Annotated in this window: 16 protein-coding genes and 1 pseudogene; 13 read left to right on the forward strand and 4 right to left on the reverse strand. The window is 36.7% G+C overall.

Features of this window, described 5'->3' with window-relative positions; genetic code table 11:
* The first annotated feature begins 85 nt into the window (after window positions 1-85).
* From ACYSNW_RS08045 to ACYSNW_RS08055, 3 genes are all read left to right on the forward strand, one after another.
* The gene (locus tag ACYSNW_RS08045) at window positions 86-1,264 is read left to right on the forward strand and encodes an aminotransferase-like domain-containing protein (protein ID WP_461743969.1); all 1,179 of its coding nucleotides are present in this window, start codon (window positions 86-88) and stop codon (window positions 1,262-1,264) included.
* Window positions 1,265-1,298: 34 nt separating this feature from the next.
* Window positions 1,299-1,898, forward strand: coding sequence for a bis(5'-nucleosyl)-tetraphosphatase (symmetrical) YqeK (gene yqeK, locus ACYSNW_RS08050; protein WP_461743970.1), 600 nt, complete (start codon window positions 1,299-1,301; stop codon window positions 1,896-1,898).
* Between the two features lie 243 nt (window positions 1,899-2,141).
* On the forward strand, window positions 2,142-2,966 hold the full coding sequence (locus ACYSNW_RS08055; RefSeq protein WP_461743971.1) for a VanW family protein: 825 nt from the start codon (window positions 2,142-2,144) through the stop codon (window positions 2,964-2,966).
* A gap of 362 nt (window positions 2,967-3,328) precedes the next feature.
* Here ACYSNW_RS08055 and ACYSNW_RS08060 read toward each other — a convergent pair whose 3' ends face one another.
* Window positions 3,329-3,706, reverse strand: coding sequence for a hypothetical protein (locus ACYSNW_RS08060; RefSeq protein WP_461743972.1), 378 nt, complete (start codon window positions 3,704-3,706; stop codon window positions 3,329-3,331).
* Between the two features lie 816 nt (window positions 3,707-4,522).
* On the opposite strand from ACYSNW_RS08060, the gene ACYSNW_RS08065 reads away from it, so the two are divergent.
* The 3 genes and pseudogenes from ACYSNW_RS08065 to ACYSNW_RS08075 all read left to right on the forward strand — a co-directional run bounded on the left by ACYSNW_RS08065 (window position 4,523) and on the right by ACYSNW_RS08075 (window position 6,834).
* Window positions 4,523-6,121, forward strand: coding sequence for a C40 family peptidase (locus tag ACYSNW_RS08065; RefSeq protein ID WP_461743973.1), 1,599 nt, complete (start codon window positions 4,523-4,525; stop codon window positions 6,119-6,121).
* A 72-nt stretch (window positions 6,122-6,193) separates the two neighbouring features.
* Window positions 6,194-6,304: pseudogene (locus tag ACYSNW_RS08070) on the forward strand (type II toxin-antitoxin system RelE family toxin); the annotation flags it as partial.
* A 281-nt stretch (window positions 6,305-6,585) separates the two neighbouring features.
* Window positions 6,586-6,834, forward strand: a complete 249-nt coding sequence (locus ACYSNW_RS08075; protein WP_461743974.1) for a hypothetical protein — start codon at window positions 6,586-6,588, stop codon at window positions 6,832-6,834.
* Window positions 6,835-7,350: 516 nt separating this feature from the next.
* On the opposite strand, the gene ACYSNW_RS08080 is transcribed toward ACYSNW_RS08075, so the two are convergent.
* Together ACYSNW_RS08080 and ACYSNW_RS08085 are read right to left on the reverse strand one after the other, a co-directional pair.
* A complete protein-coding gene (locus ACYSNW_RS08080; RefSeq protein WP_461743975.1) occupies window positions 7,351-9,498 on the reverse strand; it encodes a GH92 family glycosyl hydrolase in 2,148 nt (715 codons plus the stop codon).
* Window positions 9,499-10,536, reverse strand: coding sequence for a GntR family transcriptional regulator (locus ACYSNW_RS08085; protein WP_461743976.1), 1,038 nt, complete (start codon window positions 10,534-10,536; stop codon window positions 9,499-9,501). It lies immediately after the preceding gene.
* Window positions 10,537-10,698: 162 nt separating this feature from the next.
* On the opposite strand from ACYSNW_RS08085, the gene ACYSNW_RS08090 reads away from it, so the two are divergent.
* Window positions 10,699-11,988 carry a glycoside hydrolase family 125 protein gene (locus tag ACYSNW_RS08090; protein ID WP_461743977.1) on the forward strand — a complete coding sequence of 430 codons (1,290 nt, stop codon included), beginning with the start codon at window positions 10,699-10,701 and terminating at the stop codon, window positions 11,986-11,988.
* A 21-nt stretch (window positions 11,989-12,009) separates the two neighbouring features.
* The gene (locus ACYSNW_RS08095; protein ID WP_461743978.1) at window positions 12,010-14,706 is read left to right on the forward strand and encodes an alpha-mannosidase; all 2,697 of its coding nucleotides are present in this window, start codon (window positions 12,010-12,012) and stop codon (window positions 14,704-14,706) included.
* 81 nt (window positions 14,707-14,787) lie between these two features.
* Here ACYSNW_RS08095 and add read toward each other — a convergent pair whose 3' ends face one another.
* Window positions 14,788-15,801 carry an adenosine deaminase gene (add, locus tag ACYSNW_RS08100; protein WP_461743979.1) on the reverse strand — a complete coding sequence of 338 codons (1,014 nt, stop codon included), beginning with the start codon at window positions 15,799-15,801 and terminating at the stop codon, window positions 14,788-14,790.
* A gap of 134 nt (window positions 15,802-15,935) precedes the next feature.
* Here add and ACYSNW_RS08105 point away from each other — a divergent pair, with 134 nt between their 5' ends.
* The 5 genes from ACYSNW_RS08105 (at window position 15,936) to ACYSNW_RS08125 (ending at window position 20,683) form a co-directional block, all read left to right on the forward strand.
* Window positions 15,936-16,964 carry a LacI family DNA-binding transcriptional regulator gene (locus ACYSNW_RS08105; protein ID WP_461743980.1) on the forward strand — a complete coding sequence of 343 codons (1,029 nt, stop codon included), beginning with the start codon at window positions 15,936-15,938 and terminating at the stop codon, window positions 16,962-16,964.
* A 118-nt stretch (window positions 16,965-17,082) separates the two neighbouring features.
* Window positions 17,083-18,396, forward strand: coding sequence for a pyrimidine-nucleoside phosphorylase (locus ACYSNW_RS08110; protein WP_461743981.1), 1,314 nt, complete (start codon window positions 17,083-17,085; stop codon window positions 18,394-18,396).
* Window positions 18,397-18,398: 2 nt separating this feature from the next.
* A complete protein-coding gene (gene deoC / locus ACYSNW_RS08115) occupies window positions 18,399-19,061 on the forward strand; it encodes a deoxyribose-phosphate aldolase (protein ID WP_461743982.1) in 663 nt (220 codons plus the stop codon).
* Window positions 19,062-19,094: 33 nt separating this feature from the next.
* A complete protein-coding gene (locus ACYSNW_RS08120; RefSeq protein WP_461743983.1) occupies window positions 19,095-19,490 on the forward strand; it encodes a cytidine deaminase in 396 nt (131 codons plus the stop codon).
* Window positions 19,491-19,579: 89 nt separating this feature from the next.
* Window positions 19,580-20,683: a BMP family lipoprotein gene (locus ACYSNW_RS08125; protein ID WP_461743984.1), complete on the forward strand. Its 1,104-nt coding sequence runs from the start codon at window positions 19,580-19,582 to the stop codon at window positions 20,681-20,683.
* The last annotated feature ends 256 nt before the right edge of the window (window positions 20,684-20,939 follow it).

Consider the following 20,939-nt stretch of genomic DNA (forward strand, 5'->3'; position numbering starts at 1 on the left):
TGATAAAAAAGCTTCTATTCCTGATTTTCTAGTGGTAAAGTTAATCTATTATCAAACGAGCGTTTTTTTAGTAGGAGGAATATAAATGAAGCAGCATTTTTCAAAAAGAGTGTCAATCAGCGATACAGATCCAGTTGGCGAAATATTACGAGTAGCAAGTGATCCAGCCATTATTTCATTTGCTGGTGGACTCCCAGCGCCAGAACTTTTCCCAGTAGAAGCGGTAAAAGAAGCTGCAAATTTAGTGTTGGAAGAAAATGGAGCGACTATTTTACAATATTCAGATTCACAAGGATTTTTAGCTCTAAGAGAAATGATTGCCAAGCGGATGTCGGCAGAAGGGGTTCAAACGGATGCAGAGCATATCATGATTGCAACAGGTTCGCAACAAGTCATTGATCTGACCAGTAAGTTATTTTTAGATGAAAACGATGTAGTGATTGTTGAAAAACCGACTTATTTATGTGCAATGGATGTATTTAAATCCTATGGAGCTAAAATTATTAGTATTGAAATGGATGAACATGGTATGAAGACCGATGTTTTAGAAAAAGTCTTAGCTGAAAATCCGCAAACGAAATTGATTTATACGATTCCCACTTTTCAAAATCCAACGGGACGCACATTAACCTTGGAAAGAAGAAAGAAAATCGCTGAATTAGCTGCGCAATACCAAGTGATGGTTCTTGAAGATAATCCGTATGGCGCTATTCGTTTTGCAGGAGAAGAATTACCTACTATCCAATCATTTGATCAAAGTGGGCATGTGATTTATACAAGTACCTTTTCAAAAATACTTGCTCCAGGGTTACGAATTGGTTGGGTTGTTACTTCACCAGATTTAATCAAACGCTATACAATGATGAAGCAGTCGGCTGATTTACATTCTGACGTTTTATCACAAGCTATTATCACTAAATTTTTTGAAAAAAATGATATTGACGCACATATTAAAAAAATTAGTCAATTGTATCATCAACGATACTTGAAGATGCAAGCCAGTATTGATCGTTATTTTCCTAGCAATGTAAAAACGAGTCGCCCAGAAGGTGGTATGTTTATTTGGGTTGAAGTGCCTGGAGTTGAAGATACGCAAGAATTGTTTGAAGCTTGTATCCAACGTAAAGTTGCGTTTGTTCCAGGAGATCCTTTTTATGATCAAGATGCTACATCAGGAACGTTTCGTTTGAACTATTCCAATATGTCGGAAGAACAAATAGAAATTGGGATTAAGCGTTTAGGAGAGCTGCTTAAAGAGTTATAACTTGGAACCTAAAAATGAAGGAGAGTTGAGTCGTATGAAGCAACTTGATGAGTACGTTTACCCGTTAGCTTGTTCAGAAAACCTAGAACAGCAGGTGAAAGACTATTTAAATCATTTTGGAAAGACGGAGGTGTTTGAACACTCAAAACAAGTCGCCGTTCAAGCGGAAAAACTAGCGAACAAATTCACTCTTGATTCTGAACTCGCTTATCGAGCTGGTTTACTACATGATATTAGCGCAGTAATCCCAAATGATAAAAGGATAGCTGTCCAAAAAGAACAAGATGAAGTGATTTACGAAGCAGAATATCAAGTACCGATGTTGCTTCATCAAAGACAATCTGTTTATATTGCTCAAAAATTCTTTGGTATTACTAAAACAGAAGTCCTATCTGCGATTCGTTGTCATACAACGCTCAAAGCTGGAGCAACTGATTTGGATAAGTGTGTGTTTATCGCAGATAAAATCGCTTGGGATCGAAAAGGAGTTCCACCATATGATAAAGCGTTAAAAGAAGCACTAGAAAAATCGTTGGATGATGGTGTCCGAGTTTATATTGATTGGTTATGTCAGGGCGATTTGTTGGTTATGCATCCGTGGTTAGCGGAAGTAAGACAAGAATTAGGTGTGTAAGGTTTTTGATCGATGTTTTCTTTTGAATCATTTTTTGAGAAAAACTTCAAATAAATATCGTAGAACCAATCATTCTATTGGTTGATGCCAATGTTGCGTTACAGTCTAAAATATGTGAATTAGATAACTAAAAAAATTTTTTTTAAATAACTAGACTCCTTTTTTGTTGCAATTTATCTATCTATGATTCATATTTAGTTTAAATGGGATTAATTACATAACAACTAGGAGAGAGAATAGTTTATGGGAAGAAAGTTATTTTGTGAACTATCACCGCTTACATACAAAATTTCAGTTAAAAAAAGTATTTGGGAAAGAAATCGAAAAGATAAAAAGTTAAAATTAACATTTGCGCAAACCTTTCAAGAAGAAGCCTTGCCACATCTCCTTTATAAGCATAATTCATTGATTCGTCGAAAACTTGGAGATGTACGTAGTGATTTACAAGACAACAAGGCGGTCAATTTGGCTATATCAACGCCAAAAGTAAACAAGGTAATCATTCAACCCGGAGAAACTTTTTCTTTTTGGCGATTGGTAGGTCAGTGCTCTGAAAAACTGGGATACAAAGAAGGACTAATGGTTGGAAGAGAAGAAGAAGCTCGTTCGGGAATCGGTGGTGGCATGTGTCAATTTACCAACTTGATTCACTGGATGGTTCTTCACACACCATTAGAAATTATTGAACATCATCATCATGATAGTGTAGATATGTTTCCAGATTTTGGACGAAAAGTGCCGTTTGGAACGGGAACCTCTATCGTCTATAACTATTTAGATTACCGATTCTACAATAATAGTGAACAGATTTTTCAGTTAATCACCTATACGAATGATACCTATCTTTATGGCGAAATTCGTACAGAAAAACCTTTGAATCAAAAAATCCATATAGATGTGGAAAATGAATTTTTTAGTCGAGAAAAAGGCGTTATATATAGAAATAGCGAAGTCTATCAACGCTTTATCGATAAAACGACTGGAAATATTGTGAAAAAAAGACTGATTAAAAAAAATCACGCAAAAGTATTATATGATACGAAAGATTTAGTTGTTGTAGATATGTAAATTTAGGCATACTGATTAAATAAGTGATTCATAAAATTTTGCTATAGATTCTCTGTCATAATTTAGTATCCAAGAATTATAATCGCTATAAATTTCTTTTTGCTTTTCTAAATTATCTTATCTGTTATAAAAAAGTATTGAATTTTTGTTTTCAACTTACCTTAGTAATAAATGTTTTGGGAACAAATACCATCAATTGTGCTAGTTCTATTGGTATGAATGCTAGATTGATTTTTAATAACAAAAAAAAGAAATGTTTTCAGTAAATTTTGAGATAAACTAATCGAAAATCATAAAACAGACTACCGATTCTTTGAATGGTGGTCTGTTGCTTATAATCGAGGTTATTGTGAGTACAGCTTTCAATAATTATTATATATTTTGAAAAAAATTATTCCTAATCCTATTAAAAACCAAATCAAAGGAAATAGGATATCCATTTGAGAATTATATACATAGGGATTTTCGGATACTATGTCTGGTTTGTCTTTTAGAAAATATACAGTTACTTTATCGCCACTATTCCGTAGCGATTTTGAGGCATCTACTCCATAATCATTTTCTTTATAATTATATGTTTTAACTTTATTTTCATCTATTTTAATAGTCGCTATAGTTGTTTCTTTATCTCCTTCAGAAAATAGTTTTTGGTTTTTCCAAGATGTATAAGATACAAAGAGCATCATTATCATTGCAAAGATGATAAAAACATAGAAGATAGCATTAAATATTTTATTCATATTAAATCCACCGCTTTATTATTATAATACCATTTCCATGAAGCTTAGCATAATACGATTTATGTAAATTAAAAATGTGTTCAATTTTAATTGTATAGTAAAATAGAAATAGTTGAAAGTAGCCCAAAACGTCTCTATATTATAGGTGTTTTTGGCTATTTCCACTATTATGTTAAATCAGTTTAGACCTACAAATCTAAGCTGATAAGCGCCATATCCTTATCTTCTTGTGTTTATCTTTCAAAGCTTGTGTTAGGTAAAACAGAGAGAAATTGATGTGAAGAAACGAAGATAAATCAGTCTAAAAAAAGTAATTTACAAAAGAAGTGAGTATTGTAGCTTTTGGCGACTATATTCGTTACAATTAGGTTATTAAGAAATGCACGTAAAACTTTGGAACAGAACCATCTATTTTATATCAGCTGTTTTATGTGGTCATCCAATTTTCAACCAACTTTTTCTAGTTTTTTTATTGGACTTTATTTTGGCGGTTTTCTCTAAAAGTTGGTTTGTTTTTGTGAAAAGTATGTGGGTTATTTGCGAGTATAGCTTTAGCCACTGGTAGAAATAGAAGGGGGGAGGTTTGGACAACACAGCACTTGCACGATTTATAACGTCATAGGAATTTTAAACAATTGTGGAAGCACTGTCTTGCAAACTAAAAAAGCCTTTGATAAACACGTAATAAAATCTTTGTAAATTGTGACATAGAACAGAAGTTAAAGTTATAAATTTTACATGTTCTTGATACACGTTTGAAAACTTGATAAGTTACAATAAAATCATATTTAAAATACGGAAGCTAGGAGACTATCAATGACAGAAAAAAAAGCGAGAAAACAAATAAGAAGACAAAAAGAACTTGAAAACCGTAAAAAGATTAGAAAGAGAACCGCCGTCGGTTTAATAACGACTTTTACAGGTATGGGAGTAGTAGCGTCTAGCACAGTCCCTACAAAGGTAAATGCAATCGAAACAAAAGAAGCGAAATCAACAGAAAAAGCTGTCACTAATAAAAAAATAACCGATGAACAAAAAACTTCTTTTATTGAAAAAATAAATAAATCCCTAGAAAAAGATCTTGAAGATATAAAGGAAGACACAGAACTCACACGATCAGAGCTACTTGCTTATGCAATTCAGCGTAGTAATTGGGGTACAGAATCTTATGTGACAACACCACAAAACAACATGTATGCATTACCAATGGAACAGGATCGTCAAAACTTTTCATTTGAAGATGCGATTCAAAAGAACCAAAATTTAGCGACATACAAGAATCAAAAAGAAAATACAGAAGATTTTATTCGACTTATGAAACAGACACCAGTCGATGATAATAGCAGTCTTGCAAAAGAAATCGAAAAAATCATTGCCGATAATGAATTGACTACTTATGACGAAGAAAACATTCAAATCTACGTTGTGCAATCGGGAGACTCAATTTCGTCTATTGCGTGGGATTTTGGAATTGAACCACAGCAAATCATTGATGACAATAATCTTTCAGAATATGGATTGATCTATATCGGACAAGAGCTGACCATTAAAAATGGTTCAAAATCAATCGCTCCAGAAATAGTAGCAGAACCAGTAGAATCTAAAGTTGCTATTGAACCTGAAACACAATCTGAAATTCAACCCGAGACTATTGTGACGGATGAAACCAACACACCAGAAAATATAGTTGAACCTGAAAAAGAACCAGAAGTAACACCGGAAGTAACGCCAACACCTGTAGAACCTGAAAAAGAACCAGAAGTAACACCGGAAGTAACGCCAACACCTGTAGAACCTGAAAAGGAGCCAGAAGTAACACCGGAAGTAACGCCAACACCTGTAGAACCTGAAAAGGAACCAGAAGTAACACCGGAAGTAACGCCAACACCTGTGGAACCTGAAAAAGAACCAGAAGTAACACCGGAAGTAACGCCAACACCTGTAGAACCTGAAAAAGAACCAGAAGTAACACCGGAAGTAACGCCAACACCTGTAGAACCCGAAAAGGAACCAGAAGTAACGCCGGAAGTAACGCCAACACCTGTTAATCCAAACACAACAAACGCTCAAGCTGTTATCAATGAAGCACAAAAGCATCTAGGTGTTCCTTATTTGTGGGCAGGGAAAACGCCAAATGGATTTGACTGTTCTGGATTTACACAATATGTGTTTCAGACAGCAGTAGGTATTAACATTGGTGGTTGGACAGTTCCACAAGAAAGTGCGGGGGTACAAATACCAGTCGAACAAGCACAAGCAGGTGACTTATATTTCTGGGGAAGTCCAGGATCTACCTATCATGTAGCCATTTCGCTAGGTGGAGGTCAATTTATTCACGCACCACAACCAGGTGATGTCGTTTCGTACGGATCAATACAATACTTTGCTCCAAGTTTTGCCGTACGTGTTTTATAAAAAATGATGGACCAACAAATTCTGTTGCAAAGATTTAAAATGAATTAGTAATGTTCAAATCGGGTAGATTTAAAAAATCGCTATGATGCACATATTGGCGATTATCGAGTGATTTGTAAAATAGAAGAAAACGAATTAATTATTCTTACTTTAGAAGTAGGACGTAGAAGAAAGATATATTAGTGGTTGAATCAATATGGGTCTATTCTTTGAAATAAACCTAATATCAAACAACATACTAAAGAAAAAGAAAAACGGTAGAGTTTGCAGCCTCTACCGTTGAAATAATCACTAAACCATAAGAATCTTTATCGAATTGAAAGAAATTTCAAAAAGTGTATAGAAAATCTTACAAAAATTAGGTACAATAAAGAAGCTAGTGCTATGGTACTAGTAATCAGGCAACTTGGATAGATAGGTTACGCTGTCTATTCGGGGCTTCATTTATTAGGTGGTACTAGTAAATGAAGTGCCTATTTATTTTTTTCTTAAATGTAGTTTCAGATAAAATTCACTATTCCTACCGTGTTATCTTTTCACCCTACACCCAAATTCTTTTTCTCGGTGAAGCTAGGATAGAAAACAAAAAAACGAGAACAGCTTTTCCTGTACTCGTTCACACAATAGGTATGCCAAAGAACCATCTTTTTTCTGATTTTGTGCTAGAGGGGCAAAGAGAATTGACGGGCACACAAAAGAAAATAGTTCATTAAGGCTACGCTATTGGCAATTGGTTAAGCAGGTTACGCTGATTAATCAAAACTTTATACGTTACGTTGGTTGGTAGCCAAACACTAAAGCGCCAATGATTTATTTTAATGTTAAAAAAGATGTTTATCCTGTACCAGACTAAATAAAAAGAGGATCCATTCTTTTGTTTGGTATTTCTATCCTATGGCTATAAGTATAAATAAAAATCAAACGATTAATAACAACAAAACGACAATTAATCATTAAATAACAACATAAAGTCGTCTCTTATATATAGGATAAAATAACAAAAAAGTTGGTTTCTCCTAAAATAATTTTTTGAATTAATCGCTAAAAGTGGATGAGACAAAAGTAAAGAACACTTTTGTTTAATGTCCTAAAAACGAATAAACGGTGGGAGCAGAAGCAACTCCTACGGAAATAAGCGACAAATCACAAAAATTTGAAAAACAATTTTCGTGATTTGTCGCTTATTTCTTGGAGTTAAACACTTCTGTCCCAACCTCTTTTAGTGATTGCTATTTTTCCAAACTAAACGGAAGTTGTTTCTTTGAATAATTCCTAGGTCTAGGCACGATTCCTAAGTTAAAATCAAGTGTTCCGCCTTGTATTAATGTTTCATAAGTTAAAAACAATGCCTCATATTCTTTTCCATTAACATCCAAATGATCCACAAATTGTTGTTGTGTGTGATTTGGTTTTGTGATAATTGTTAAGTCTTTCCCATTGGATAAATGAAGGATTACTTTATCAAATAAAGGCATTCCCAGTACATATTCACCAGAACCAGGACAAACAGGATAAAAACCTAGAGCGCTAAAGATATACCAACCTGACATGCTTCCGTTATCTTCATCGCCAGGGTATCCTTGAGGCGTATCATTAAACTCTTGAGTCATTAATTGTTTTAACAATGGCTGAGCATATTCTGGTTTGCCGATGTAATTGAATAAATACGGTAAATGGAAACTCGGTTGATTAGAAATCGCTACTTGCCCGAATTCGATTGCAGCCATTTCGCTCATTTCGTGGATTTCATAGCCATATCCATCGACAGTAAAGGTCGGAGCTTGATTACATAGGTCAATCAATTTTTTCTGAAAAACGTCTGATCCTCCACTTGCCTGAATCAACCCTTGAAAATCATGGTAGACAGCAAAACTACTTTGCCATGCACTTCCTTCTGCGTAATCTTCTCCCCAACGATGATCATTGAACGGTTCTTTAAATAAGCCGTTTTTTTCTTTGGCACGCATAAAGCCTGTTTTTGGATCAAAAATGTGTTGATAATTTTTCGCTTGTTTTCGATAGTCCTCAGCTAATTTCTCATTTCCTAAAGTTTTCGCTACTTGACTAATACAAAAATCGCTATAGCAATAATCTAATGTATGATTGACTGATTCATGGTAGTTTGCTGGAACATAGCCATAGGTTAAGTAATCATTTGTCCCTTGGCGACCGTAGTTCGTTTTTTCGCTTTGAATAGTTGCGCCTTTGATCATTGCTTCTAAAAATTCTGGCATCAAATCTGGACGAATCTCTTTAACTGCAGCATCCGCAATCACCGCATCAATCAACGTTCCTGGCATCAAACCGCGCTCATCAGGAGATAACCATTTCGGTAAATAGCCACTTTCTCGATAGCTATTTAAAAATCCTTCTAACATTTCTTCGTATTTATCTCGCGCAATCAATGAATACAGCGGATAAACCGTTTTGTAGGTATCCCAAAAGCCATTATTCGTATATAAATAGCCAGATTTTACTTTTTTCGCCAACGTATCATAGTGGATCACTTCATTGTGTTCATTATACTCGTAAAAAGTTTGTGGGAATAAAAAGGTTCGGTATAGATTATGGTAAAACGTAGAGCGACGTTGTTGATTTTTGTCTTGAACGTCGATTTTGTTTAGGTAATGTTCCCATTGTTCTTGTGCTTGAACCAAGTATTCGTTAGCCGACAATTGTTGCTCACGACGTAAATTTAGTGTTGCTTGTTCGCGACTAATAAAGGAAGTACCAAAACGAATTTCTTGTTCTTTGATATCACCAAAATCTAAAATAAAACACTCATTTTCACCAGTTTTTTCCAACGTGCCATCAAATGTAAATGGCTTTTTAAACTGTAGCGTAAAATAAAAACGAAATTCTTGATCTTCACAACCGGCGAAATTACTGATTGAACCAGAAACAGTTTGATTATCCTCGACCGTTAGTTGATAGTTACCGGGTAAAGATAATAGGAAACGGGCATTTTTTTGAGTGTATGTTGTCGTTAAAATTCCACCGTACATACTAGGGATTAGGCGGTTAGTTGCTTGATAGCGTTTCGTTGTGATTTCAAGATAATGCGGATTAAAAACGCTCTCATTTGGTTGGAAAGAAGACTGCGCATGAAAAATAGTTTCTTCTTTTAAAGCACCATTGAAGGGAAGCATCACAAGGTAGCTAAAATCTCCCATCCATGGACTAGGCTGATGAGTCAGCCGGAACCCTTGAAAGACATGGTCATTTGGATGGAACCACCAACTGCCATTATCGCCATTGGTTTGAGGAGCAAAGAAATTCATGCCAAAAGGAACGCCAGTATACGGCAAGCAATTTCCGTTTGAAAAAGAAGCTTGATTATCTGTTCCATGTCTAGTATCGATTTGAGTGAGGTTCATTTATCCATTCTCCTTCGTTGTTTGACGAATTTTTTGTTTTACAGGAACTTGACAGTCGTTCGGAACTATTTTTTGTTCAATCCATTCAATCAAAGATTCACCAGCTAGTCTTCCCATTGTAGTGAAATCTTGGGCAATCGTGGTTAGCGGTGGATCGACTAATGAAGCGGCTTGAATATCATCAAAACCAATTATGGCTAACTGATCAGGAATTGAAATTCCTGCTTGTTTGGCTTGATTCATCAAAGAAATCGCAACAAGATCATTCTCGCAAACAACAGCGGTCACGTCATTTTTTTGTAGATAAGCAAGGACCTCTTGATTATTGTATGCACCAAAATCACTTAAAGTTGTGTGGAAAGCTAGTTTATGTTGTTTCGTTCCGTGGATATATCCTAAATATCGTTGGCGCACGGATTGTGGTAAGGTTGATTCGCCAAAAATATAAGCAATTCGTTGATGACCTTGCTTAGCTAAATAATCTATCGCAAGTTCTCCACCAGCGAAGTTGTCTGATTGAATTGTTGGATAGGATAAATCGTGAATTTTTTTATCCAATACGATTACTGGAAATTGGTAAAATGATAGCTCAAATAAGGTATCTAAAAAGTCTTCTGTGTTATGCGCATAGTAAATCATGCCATCAAATTCAGCTACAATATCGGCAGCTGTTTTGTTAACTAAGAATTCTGCAGAAGACAGAATTACTTCGTAATGTTTTTTAGTGGTAACTGGTGCTAGTCCATCGTTAAAATTCCCAAGCGATAAGTCATTGGCAAAGGGAATCAAAAAAAGTATTCGTAAAGCACGGTCTTTTTTTGGTTGTTGCAAACGAACGTAACTTCCTTTACCTTGAATTCGATAAATGAGTCCTTGATTTTCTAATTCAGTCAACGCTCTTTTAGAGGTGATACGGCTAACATTATATGTTTGTGAAAGTTCTTTTTCTGTTGGGACTTTCGCATTTTCTAAAAGCCGACCGGACTGGATATCTTGTAATAAGTCGTCAATGATTTTTTGATATAGTGGTTTTGTCATGAATGTCCTCCTAACTCTTATTGATATATCATTTATTGGCAGTTTATCATAGTGATGCGGATAAATCAATCGTAAATAAAGCTTTATAAAACAATAGACAAAACGCTTTCATTGGATTATACTGATTTTATAAAAATGATATATCAAATTCAGGAGGTTATTATGGTTTATACAGAAATTCCCAAATCAGTTCAAGCGTTCATGGATGAGATCACGCAACTTTGTGGAGAAAAACATAAGGGATGGGCAGAAAATTTTACAGCAGCATTTGCGAATACCTTGACTACGACTGTTAAGAAGCAGGACGATGGAACAACGTTTTTATTAACTGGTGATATTCCGGCAATGTGGTTACGAGATTCCACGGCGCAAGTTCGTCCCTATTTAGTGATTGCTCAAAAAGATCCAGAATTAGCGGAAATGATTAGTGGTTTGGTCAAAAGACAATTTTACTATGTCAATTTAGATCCCTATGCAAATGCGTTTAACGAAACGGCAAATAATGCGGGACATCAAACGGATCACACTGAAATGAATCCATGGATTTGGGAACGCAAATATGAGATTGACTCCTTATGTTACCCTGTACAATTGGCGTATTTATTATATAAAAATACAGGTCAAACCGATCAATTCAACGCAGATTTTGTTGCAGGAGTTCAAAAGATTTTGCGTGTTTTTGAAATCGAACAAAATCATCAGAATTCATCTTATACATTCGAACGTGAGACCACTCGTTTAGAAGATACATTACCTTGTGGAGGGAAAGGGACGCCAGTCGCAGAAACTGGGATGACTTGGTCAGGTTTTCGTCCAAGTGATGACGCCTGTCGTTATGGCTATTTAGTTCCATCGAATATGTTTGCGGTTGTTATTTTAGGCTATATTAAAGAAATTTTTAGCGAGATTCTCCCAGATTCAGCAATTGCTTCAAAAGCAGAACAATTAAGAGCGCAAATCAATCAAGGAATTGAAAAATATGGAATTACTGAAAATCAATCAGGAGAAACGGTTTATGCTTATGAAGTCGATGGGTTAGGGCATGCAAGTTTGATGGACGATAGTAATATTCCCAACCTGATTTCAGCGCCGTATTTAGGGTATATTGCTAATACAGATGAACGTTACATGAAAACAAGAGCCACACTTCTAAGTTCTGAAAATCCTTATTTCTACAGTGGGGAATATGCAAAAGGAATCGGTAGCTCTCATACGCCAGAGAATTATGTTTGGCCGATTGCGCTAGCGATGGAAGGCATGACGACGTCTGATAAAGCAGAGAAAAAACGAATTTTAGATAGTTTGGTTGCGACAGATGCAGGAACACATATGATGCATGAAGGATTTGACGTGGATGATCCGTCACGCTATACGCGAGAATGGTTTTCGTGGGCTAATATGATGTTTTGTGAATTGGTCATGGATTACTTTGATATTCGAATAAAAAAATAACTAGGTTGAGGAGAATATTTGATGAAGAAAAAAGTATATATCATTTCCCATTCTCATTGGGATCGTGAGTGGTACTTACCTTACGAACAGCACCATATGCGTTTAGTTGAGCTAATGGATGATTTACTAGAAATTATTGCTAAGGATCCTGAATTTAAAAGCTTTCATTTAGATGGACAGACCATTATTTTAGATGATTATTTACAAGTTCGACCTGAGCGTGAAAATGAAGTTCGGCAAGCAATTGCTGACAGAAAATTAAAAATTGGGCCTTTTTACATTTTACAAGATGATTTCTTGATTAGTTCAGAATCAAATGTACGGAATATGTTAATTGGGAAAAAAGAGAGTGAAAAATGGGGCACACCTGTCATGTTAGGTTATTTCCCTGATACGTTTGGTAATATGGGGCAAACACCGCAAATGATGAAGCAAGCAGGCTTAGATGTGGCGGCTTTCGGGCGTGGCGTTAAACCAGTTGGCTTCAATAACGAAGTGTTGGAAGAAGAAAATTACTCTTCACAGTATTCTGAAATGTGGTGGCAAGGACCAGATGGTAGTAGTATTTTAGGATTGTTGTTTGCCAACTGGTACAGTAATGGCAATGAAATTCCAGCCACTGAAAAAGAAGCGCGACTTTTCTGGAAAGAGAAATTAGCGGATGTTGAACGTTTTGCTTCAACGGAACATCTGTTGATGATGAATGGAGTCGATCATCAACCTGTTCAAAAAGATATTAGTCAAGCGATTGCTTTGGCTAATCAATTGTTTCCAGAATATGAATTTATTCATTCTGATTTTGATACCTATATTCAGGAAGTTCGTCAATCCCTACCTGAACATGTTGGTACGGTTCATGGGGAGTTGACTAGTCAAGAAACGGATGGCTGGTATACTCTGGCAAATACGGCTTCTGCTCGTGTTTATTTGAAACAATGGAATACAACGGTTCAACGTCAACTGGAAAATAGAGCAGAACCCTTAGCGACAATGGCTTATGAATTGACGAAAAGTTACCCGCATGATCAATTAGAGTATGCTTGGAAATTATTACTACAAAATCATCCTCACGATAGTATTTGCGGTTGTTCAGTAGACGAAGTTCATAGAGAAATGATTCCGAGGTTTGAAAAAGCAAATGAAGTGGCGAACTATGTTGCAGAGGAAGCGTTGACTGTTTTAGGTGCAGCAATCAATACTAGTGGATTTCCAGCAGACAGTTTTCCATTTACAATTTTCAACACATCAGGTTATGAAAAAACAGGCATAGTTAAAACGCAAATCGAAATTGAACGGAAACTTTTCAAAGAGGGTGTCCCACATAAATTATGGGAAGAATTACAAGAAAGTGAAACACCAATCTTTGAGCTAATGGATAAAAACGGGACGTGTATTCCAGCAAAAATTTCCTTACCTAGTGTTCAATATGGCTATGATTTACCAAAAGATCGATTTAGAGTGCCGTATATGGCGAAAATCATTGATGTTGAATGGTTAGTCAAAGATTTTCCAGCTTTCTCTTGGGAAACAGTGGCTCTTGTTCCTCGCCAATCAAAAGTTGAAACTAAAGATTCCTTAGTTCAGGATCGGGAAAAAATTATTTTAGAAAATAGTGAGTTAGTGGTTTTGTTCAATGAAAATGGAAGCTTGAATGTGAAGGATAAGAAAACTGGTAAAATGTATGAAGAGTTATTGACTTTCGAAGATACAGGAGATATTGGTAATGAGTATATTTACAAACAACCAGCCAACACTTCAGCGATCTTTTCGACAAATTCACATGCAGAACGAACGATCATCAAAGACGAACCTTATTGTGCGCAAGTAAAAATTGTTCAGCAGATGATAATACCCGTTTCGGCGGACGATTTGTTGGAAAAAGAACAAGAAGCAGTGGTTGATTTCCGTTATCGCAAAGCAGGTCGTTCTAAACAATGTAAAGAATTAGTTATTGAAACTATTGTGACAATGGAGCGAGATAGCAGTCGTTTACGGATTGAAACGTCACTAAATAATCAGATGAAAGATCATCGGTTACGCGTCTTATTTCCAACTGATCTCAAAACAAAGACGCATGAAGCGGATAGTATTTATGAAGTGGTTACACGACCCAATCAAGTCAGTGCGAGTTGGGAAAATCCGACCAATCCACAACATCAACATGCGTTCGTCAATGTTCACGATGGAGAAACCGGCGTCACTATATCAAATTTTGGTTTGAATGAATATGAAATTTTAGCAGAAAATGTTATTGCATTGACCTTATTTAGAGCGGTTGGTGAAATGGGTGATTGGGGCTATTTCCCAACACCAGAAGCGCAGTGTTTAGGTGAACATAAATTTGAATATGGGATTAATTTTCACGGGAGCGCTGCTGAACGATTCTCCACGTATAAAACAGCTTATGCGGATCAAATTCCTTTCAGTATCCAACAAGTTGCTATTCAAGAAGGGGAATTACCAGTAAAATCGAGCTATTTAAAAACAGTTGGGGAAACTTTTGCAGTGACAGCAGTTAAAAATAGTGAAGATGACCAACAATTAGTGGTTAGAGGCTTTAATATGGCAGCAGAAACTGCTAAAGTGATAATTGAGAAAGATGGGCATGAACCATCTTGTTTACTAAACTTACTAGAAGAAAAACAAACCGATGTTGAAAGAGACAAACTAAAACCATATGAAATTCGCACGGTTGGTTTTGAGCGACTAACTAAATAAAAAAGCTGCGGTACATGAGAAATCAACGTTAGATTTTCTTGTACCGTAGTTTTTTTGAATGTATATGAAAATAAGATCGGTTTATTGTTTATAAGCAATAGCTAAAAGCTCATGAAGTGCTTGTTTTTCGTCAGTTGGAAGAAATGCGCCATCGACTGCAAAATGGTTTAATTGCTCTAAGTCAGCATAGCTAATGTTATACCATTTATGCAAGTTTAGATATTCGTCTGTAAGGGATGTATTAGAAACCGTCCGATTATCCGTATTGATACAAATTTTGATTTTTTCTGCTAGAAATTGTTTGAATGGGTATTCTTCAATCGACTGAACTGTTTTTGTTTGGAAATTGCTCGTTGGACACATCTCAATCAGGATATCATTTTCACGAAGCAATGAGAAAAATTCAGGCGTATCTTTGACCGCAATCCCATGACCGATTCTAGTGGCACCTAACTTCACTGCATCGGCAACATTTTTTCCGCAGCCGCATTCTCCCGCATGCAAGGTTAACGGGATGGTTAATTCTGTCGCAAGATTTAAGACATCTTTGAACGTGTTAGGTGGAAAGTCGCTTTCATTTCCGGCTAAATCGAAACCGACAATCCCTTTTTCTTTAAATTGCTCCGCTAAGTGGACGATTTTTTTGATCTCAGTGAGTTCTTCGTGACGCATCCCGCACAGTAAAGCGTTACTTTTTACACCGAAAGCTTCAAATCCTTGATTTAATCCAGATAAAACAGCTGTAATGATTTGGGTATGTGTGAGCCCATTTTCAGTATGCAAAGAAGGGGCGAAGCGAACTTCTATATAATGCACATTTTCCTCCGCTGCTTGACTTAAAACATCATAGGCAGCTTCCGTTAAAGCAGCTTCTGTTTGTAAGTAAGGCAAAACAAAATCGAAACAAGTTAAATAATCTTCTAAACTTTGACAATTCGCAGGGGCGATCATTTCTTTTTTGATTTGTTCAAAATCTTCTGGGAGCGGTAACTGTTGTTTTTCTGCGATTGAAACTAAAGTTTTCGGTCTGATAGACCCATCAAGGTGGCAATGGAGCTCGATTTTAGGTAATTTTTTTACAACTGTTTTTTGCATTAGTCCATCCTTTCATTTGAAAAAGTTTTACTATCTCTTTATATTTGTTTCTGTTAAACTGGAAGCGTTCGATAAGTATTTCGAAGAATGTATCATGTTCAGTAAAACCTGTCAATGCCAGGGAGGGATGAGAAATGAAATTAACGATTAAAGAGATTGCAGAAATGGCAGGCGTATCAATCACCACGGTTTCCCAAATTTTAAATAATAAAGGGAGCCGCTTTAGCGAAGCGACCCGTCAAAAAGTGATGAGAGTAGTCGAGAAGTACGATTATAAACCAGATTATTTTGCTTCGAATATTATTACCCGTCATTCTAAAACGATTGGGATGGTCGTGCCAGATGTCACAGATTTTTTCTTTTCTAAAGTGATTGAAGGAGTAGAGACATATCTAAATTCTTTGGGCTATATGATCTTACTCTGTAATTCAAAACACGATGACGAAAATGCTACCAAATATGTGACTGAATTGATTCATCGTTCCGTCGATGGAATTATTTTTGCGACGCCGAATATTTTACCTGCGAATCATATTCTAAGAAATAGACGTGAGGATTCTGTTCCAGTGATTTTAGTGGATCGAGGAATCAATCCGAGAGATACAGGACGCTTAATTGTAAAAGAGTATGAAGGGGCCTACAAAGCGGTTCAATTTTTAATCGATCAAGGACATCGACAGATTGCGATGTTGAAAGAAACTGAAGGCTATTATCAATTGACTGAGCGAGTGACTGCTTACAAACATGCGCTGAAAGATAATGATATTCCTGTTCGATCAGAATACATCAGCAGTGGGCAACTGACATTAGGTGGTGGGTATGAAGCGGCGAAACGTGTTTTAAAAAATGAAGAAATCACTGCTATATTCTGTGGAAACGATGAGATGGCGATGGGCGCTTATCAAGCAATCGAAGAAGCGGGTAAAAAAATTCCTGAAGATATTTCTGTTATTGGTTTTGATGGCTTAGAAATTTCTGAATACCTTGTTCCAGGGTTGACCACTGTGTTCCAACCAAGTTTTGAAATTGGTTATTATGCTGCGCAATTTCTGGTGGAAGCGATTACGGATCCGCTGCAAAAAACACCAAATAAAATTTTTGATACAACATTTATTATTAGAAATAGCACCATATCAATTGACAAGTCGGACAATTTGATTTAATGTTCGTATTGTAAGCAGTTACATTGAGTGGTAAGTTAGTAAACTGTTTTACTAAAGTGTTTAAACCTGAACGATTTTAGTGTATAATACGGAATTGAGAATTCGGAGGAAAACCAAAATGAGAATGGTAGACATTATTGAAAAAAAACGTGATGGATTTAGTTTGACGGATGAAGAAATTCAATTTATCGTTAAAGGCTACACAGAAGGAACAATCCCAGATTACCAAATGAGTGCTTTTTTAATGGCCGTTTTCTATAAAGATATGACGGATGAAGAAATAACAACATTAACATTAGCAATGGCTCATTCAGGTGAAATGATTGATTTATCCTCGATTCAAGGAATTAAAGTAGATAAACATTCGACGGGTGGCGTTGGCGACACAACGACACTTATTTTGGCGCCATTAGTTGCTAGTGTAGGTGTTAGCGTGGCAAAAATGTCTGGTCGTGGTCTTGGTTATACGGGTGGGACAATCGATAAACTCGAAGCGATCCCGGGATTTCATGTCGAAATACCTGATGATGAATTTATTCGATTAGTCAATGAAAGCCATGTTGCGGTTATTGGGCAGTCTGGCGATCTAGCACCAGCAGATAAAAAATTATATGCATTACGCGATGTAACAGCAACCGTGGATTCGATCCCGTTGATCGCAAGCTCAATCATGAGTAAAAAAATTGCGGCGGGTGCGGATGCTATTGTCCTAGATGTAACCACAGGTGAAGGTGCCTTTATGAAGAGCATTGAAGAAGCCAAACGTTTGGCTGAAACGATGGTACGGATTGGTCAATTGGCTGATCGTCAAACGATGGCAGTTATCTCAGATATGTCTCAACCGCTAGGCGAAGCCATTGGTAATAGTTTAGAAGTGGTTGAAGCGATTGAAACGTTGCAAGGAAATGGGCCAGAAGATTTGGTGGAGATGTGTTATGTTTTAGGAAGCCAAATGGTCGTTCTTGCTAAAAAGGCAGCTACACTGGAAGAAGCGCGTGAATTGTTAGAAGAAGCGTTAGTATCTGGGAAAGCACTGGCTAAATTCCGAGAAATGATTCGTAATCAAGGCGGTGATGATACGATTGTTGACGAACCGCATCGTCTATTGACTGCGAAGTATGAAATTGAATTGCCAGCTAAAGAAACGGGCGTTGTTCAAAAAATGGTTGCAAACGAAATTGGGATTGCGGCTATGCGCTTAGGAGCTGGTAGAGCAACGAAAGAGGATTCAGTTGATCATGCAGTTGGTTTGAAGTTACACAAAAAAGTTGGTATGCCTGTAACTAGCGGGGAATCTTTACTAACTATTTACGCCAACCAAGAAGATATTGAAGAAGTGAAAGAACTCTTATATAAAAATATTGAAATCGGTAGTTCTGGTGAAGAACCAGCGTTGATTCATGATATAATAACTGCGGAAGGAAGTGTATAAAGTTGGAATTAAACCAAATGATTGATCACACTATTTTAAAGGCAGACGCTACAGAGGCAGATGTAACACGAATTATTGAGGAAGCGAAAGAATATAATTTCTTTTCAGTTTGCTTGAATCCTTGTTGGGTCTCATTAGCAAAAGAAAAATTAGCAGACTCGCCAGTTGCAGTTTGTACAGTAATTGGTTTTCCTTTAGGAGCAAACACAGCAGAAGTTAAAGGCTATGAGGCGGCTGATGCGATTGCGAATGGTGCAAATGAAGTCGATATGGTAATCAATGTAGGTGCGCTAAAATCAAAACAATACAAAAAAGTATTAGCTGATATTGAGGCAGTTGTCAAAGCTGCTGCTGGTAAAGCGTTAGTCAAAGTGATTATTGAGACTGCATTGTTGACAGATGAAGAAAAAATCAAAGCTTGTGAATTAGCAAAAGAAGCAGGTGCTGATTTTGTTAAAACTTCTACAGGTTTTTCAACAGGCGGAGCTAAAGTGGAAGACATTAAATTAATGCGCCAAACTGTGGGACCAGATATGGGAGTCAAAGCTTCTGGCGGTATCCATAATGAAGAACAAGCACAATCAATGATTGATGCGGGTGCGACTCGTATCGGAACAAGTGCTGGGGTCGCGATTATGGCTGGTGAAACAGCGACTGGGTACTAATTATTTAATTTACTAAAAGAGAGCGGTGGAAAGATGACGGCGAAAAAAGAATGGCGATTCATTGCAGAATCTGCATTGGAAAAAGCGTATGTTCCTTACTCGCATTTTCCTGTCGGAGCTTGTCTAGTCACAAAAGACGACAAGACCTATCAAGGAATCAACATTGAAAATGCTTCGTATGGTTTAACGAATTGTGCGGAAAGAACCGCGATTTTTAAAGCAGTGTCAGAAGGGGAACGTGATTTTCAGCATTTAGTGATTATTGGAAATACACCAGAACCAATTTCTCCATGTGGCGCTTGTCGTCAGGTGATGGCTGAATTTTGTGAACCAACGATGCCTGTCACGCTGATTGGCGAAAATGGTGTCACGTTGGAAACGACCGTTTCTGATTTGTTACCTTATGCGTTTACTGATAAAGATTTATAATAAGCATTACTAGTTCTACTTACTCATTGTTCAATTCAGTCATTAGACTGTTGAAAAAATATAAAACTACTTTAGGGGGCTTTACAGTAATGAAAAAAGCAAAATTATTTGGTCTTGGCTTAGCTGCAGTAACATTGACAGTTGCTTTAGCAGCATGTGGCGGAGGAAAAAGCGACTCAACAGATTCATCTGGCGGTAAAGATTCAAAATTCGACAAAGACCACAGTGTGGCAATTGTTACCGATGTCGGTGGTGTAGATGATCGTTCATTTAACCAATCTGCTTGGGAAGGATTACAAGAATGGGGTAAAGAACATGACTTATCAAAAGGTGCTGATGGGTATGACTACATTCAATCAAATGATGCTTCAGAGTATGTAACAAACATTGATACAGCTGTTTCAAATGGTTTCAAAACAATTTTCGGTATTGGGTATTTATTAGCTGACTCAATTGGTGCAGCAGCTGATTCAAATCCAGATACACAATTTGGTATTATCGATAGTGTTATTGAAGGCAAAGACAATGTTGTTTCTGTAACCTTTAAAGATCAAGAAGCTGCTTACCTTGCTGGTATTGCTGCAGCTTATACAACTAAAACAGACACTGTAGGTTTCATCGGTGGTGAAGAAGGCGCGGTTATCGACCGTTTTGAAGCTGGATTCCATCAAGGTGTTATCGATGGCGCGAAAGCACAAAATAAGGAGATCAAAGTTGAAGTTGAATATGCAGCATCATTTGGTGACCCTGCTAAAGGGAAAGCGTTAGCTGCATCAATGTTCCAAAAAGGCGCAGACATCATTTATCATGCATCAGGTGGTACTGGTCAAGGTGTCTTCCAAGAAGCGAAAGATTTAAATGAAGCTGGTTCTAAAGATAAAGTTTGGGTTATCGGTGTAGATAGTGACCAAGAAAATGACGGAAAATACAAAAAAGACGGTAAAGATGAAAACTTCACTTTGACATCAACAATCAAAGGTGTAGGTGCTGCTGTTAAAGATATTTCTAACCGTGCTTGGGACAATAAATTCCCTGGTGGCGAACACTTAGCTTATGGACTTAAAGATGGTGGGGTTGACATTACTAAAGGAAACCTATCTGAAGAAGCGTTAAAAGCTGTTGATGAAGCAAAAGAAAAAATTATTGCTGGAGATATTACAGTTCCAGAAACACCTAAAGAAGTAAAAGAATAAAAAATTCAATAGCGCTAAATCTGTAATGAGATTCGCGTAATAATTGACAAGTAGTTAGCCTTTTGAAATAAGTCTGGATTCTTAAAAATAGTACCACCATTTTTGGGCGATTCAGCTTATTTCGAAAAAGGCTACTTTCTTCTCTAACTAAAAATTGATAGTGAATTAAGTGTTTTAAATAAGAAAAGAAGGTTTCTTTTCTTATTTAAGAGTCTTAAGCGATGAATGACTCTGTTTTTTGATGCATGTCGGAAAC

The organism is Enterococcus sp. LJL99, assembly GCF_054871725.1.

Bases quoted from the DNA above. Each gene is read 5' to 3' on its own strand.
- ACYSNW_RS08045 (WP_461743969.1), top strand. From the start codon at position 86: ATGAAGCAGCATTTTTCAAAAAGAGTGTCAATCAGCGATACAGATCCA.
- yqeK (WP_461743970.1), top strand. From the start codon at position 1,299: ATGAAGCAACTTGATGAGTACGTTTACCCGTTAGCTTGTTCAGAAAAC.
- ACYSNW_RS08055 (WP_461743971.1), top strand. From the start codon at position 2,142: ATGGGAAGAAAGTTATTTTGTGAACTATCACCGCTTACATACAAAATT.
- ACYSNW_RS08060 (WP_461743972.1), bottom strand. From the start codon at position 3,706: ATGAATAAAATATTTAATGCTATCTTCTATGTTTTTATCATCTTTGCA.
- ACYSNW_RS08065 (WP_461743973.1), top strand. From the start codon at position 4,523: ATGACAGAAAAAAAAGCGAGAAAACAAATAAGAAGACAAAAAGAACTT.
- ACYSNW_RS08075 (WP_461743974.1), top strand. From the start codon at position 6,586: ATGAAGTGCCTATTTATTTTTTTCTTAAATGTAGTTTCAGATAAAATT.
- ACYSNW_RS08080 (WP_461743975.1), bottom strand. From the start codon at position 9,498: ATGAACCTCACTCAAATCGATACTAGACATGGAACAGATAATCAAGCT.
- ACYSNW_RS08085 (WP_461743976.1), bottom strand. From the start codon at position 10,536: ATGACAAAACCACTATATCAAAAAATCATTGACGACTTATTACAAGAT.
- ACYSNW_RS08090 (WP_461743977.1), top strand. From the start codon at position 10,699: ATGGTTTATACAGAAATTCCCAAATCAGTTCAAGCGTTCATGGATGAG.
- ACYSNW_RS08095 (WP_461743978.1), top strand. From the start codon at position 12,010: ATGAAGAAAAAAGTATATATCATTTCCCATTCTCATTGGGATCGTGAG.
- add (WP_461743979.1), bottom strand. From the start codon at position 15,801: ATGCAAAAAACAGTTGTAAAAAAATTACCTAAAATCGAGCTCCATTGC.
- ACYSNW_RS08105 (WP_461743980.1), top strand. From the start codon at position 15,936: ATGAAATTAACGATTAAAGAGATTGCAGAAATGGCAGGCGTATCAATC.
- ACYSNW_RS08110 (WP_461743981.1), top strand. From the start codon at position 17,083: ATGAGAATGGTAGACATTATTGAAAAAAAACGTGATGGATTTAGTTTG.
- ACYSNW_RS08120 (WP_461743983.1), top strand. From the start codon at position 19,095: ATGACGGCGAAAAAAGAATGGCGATTCATTGCAGAATCTGCATTGGAA.
- ACYSNW_RS08125 (WP_461743984.1), top strand. From the start codon at position 19,580: ATGAAAAAAGCAAAATTATTTGGTCTTGGCTTAGCTGCAGTAACATTG.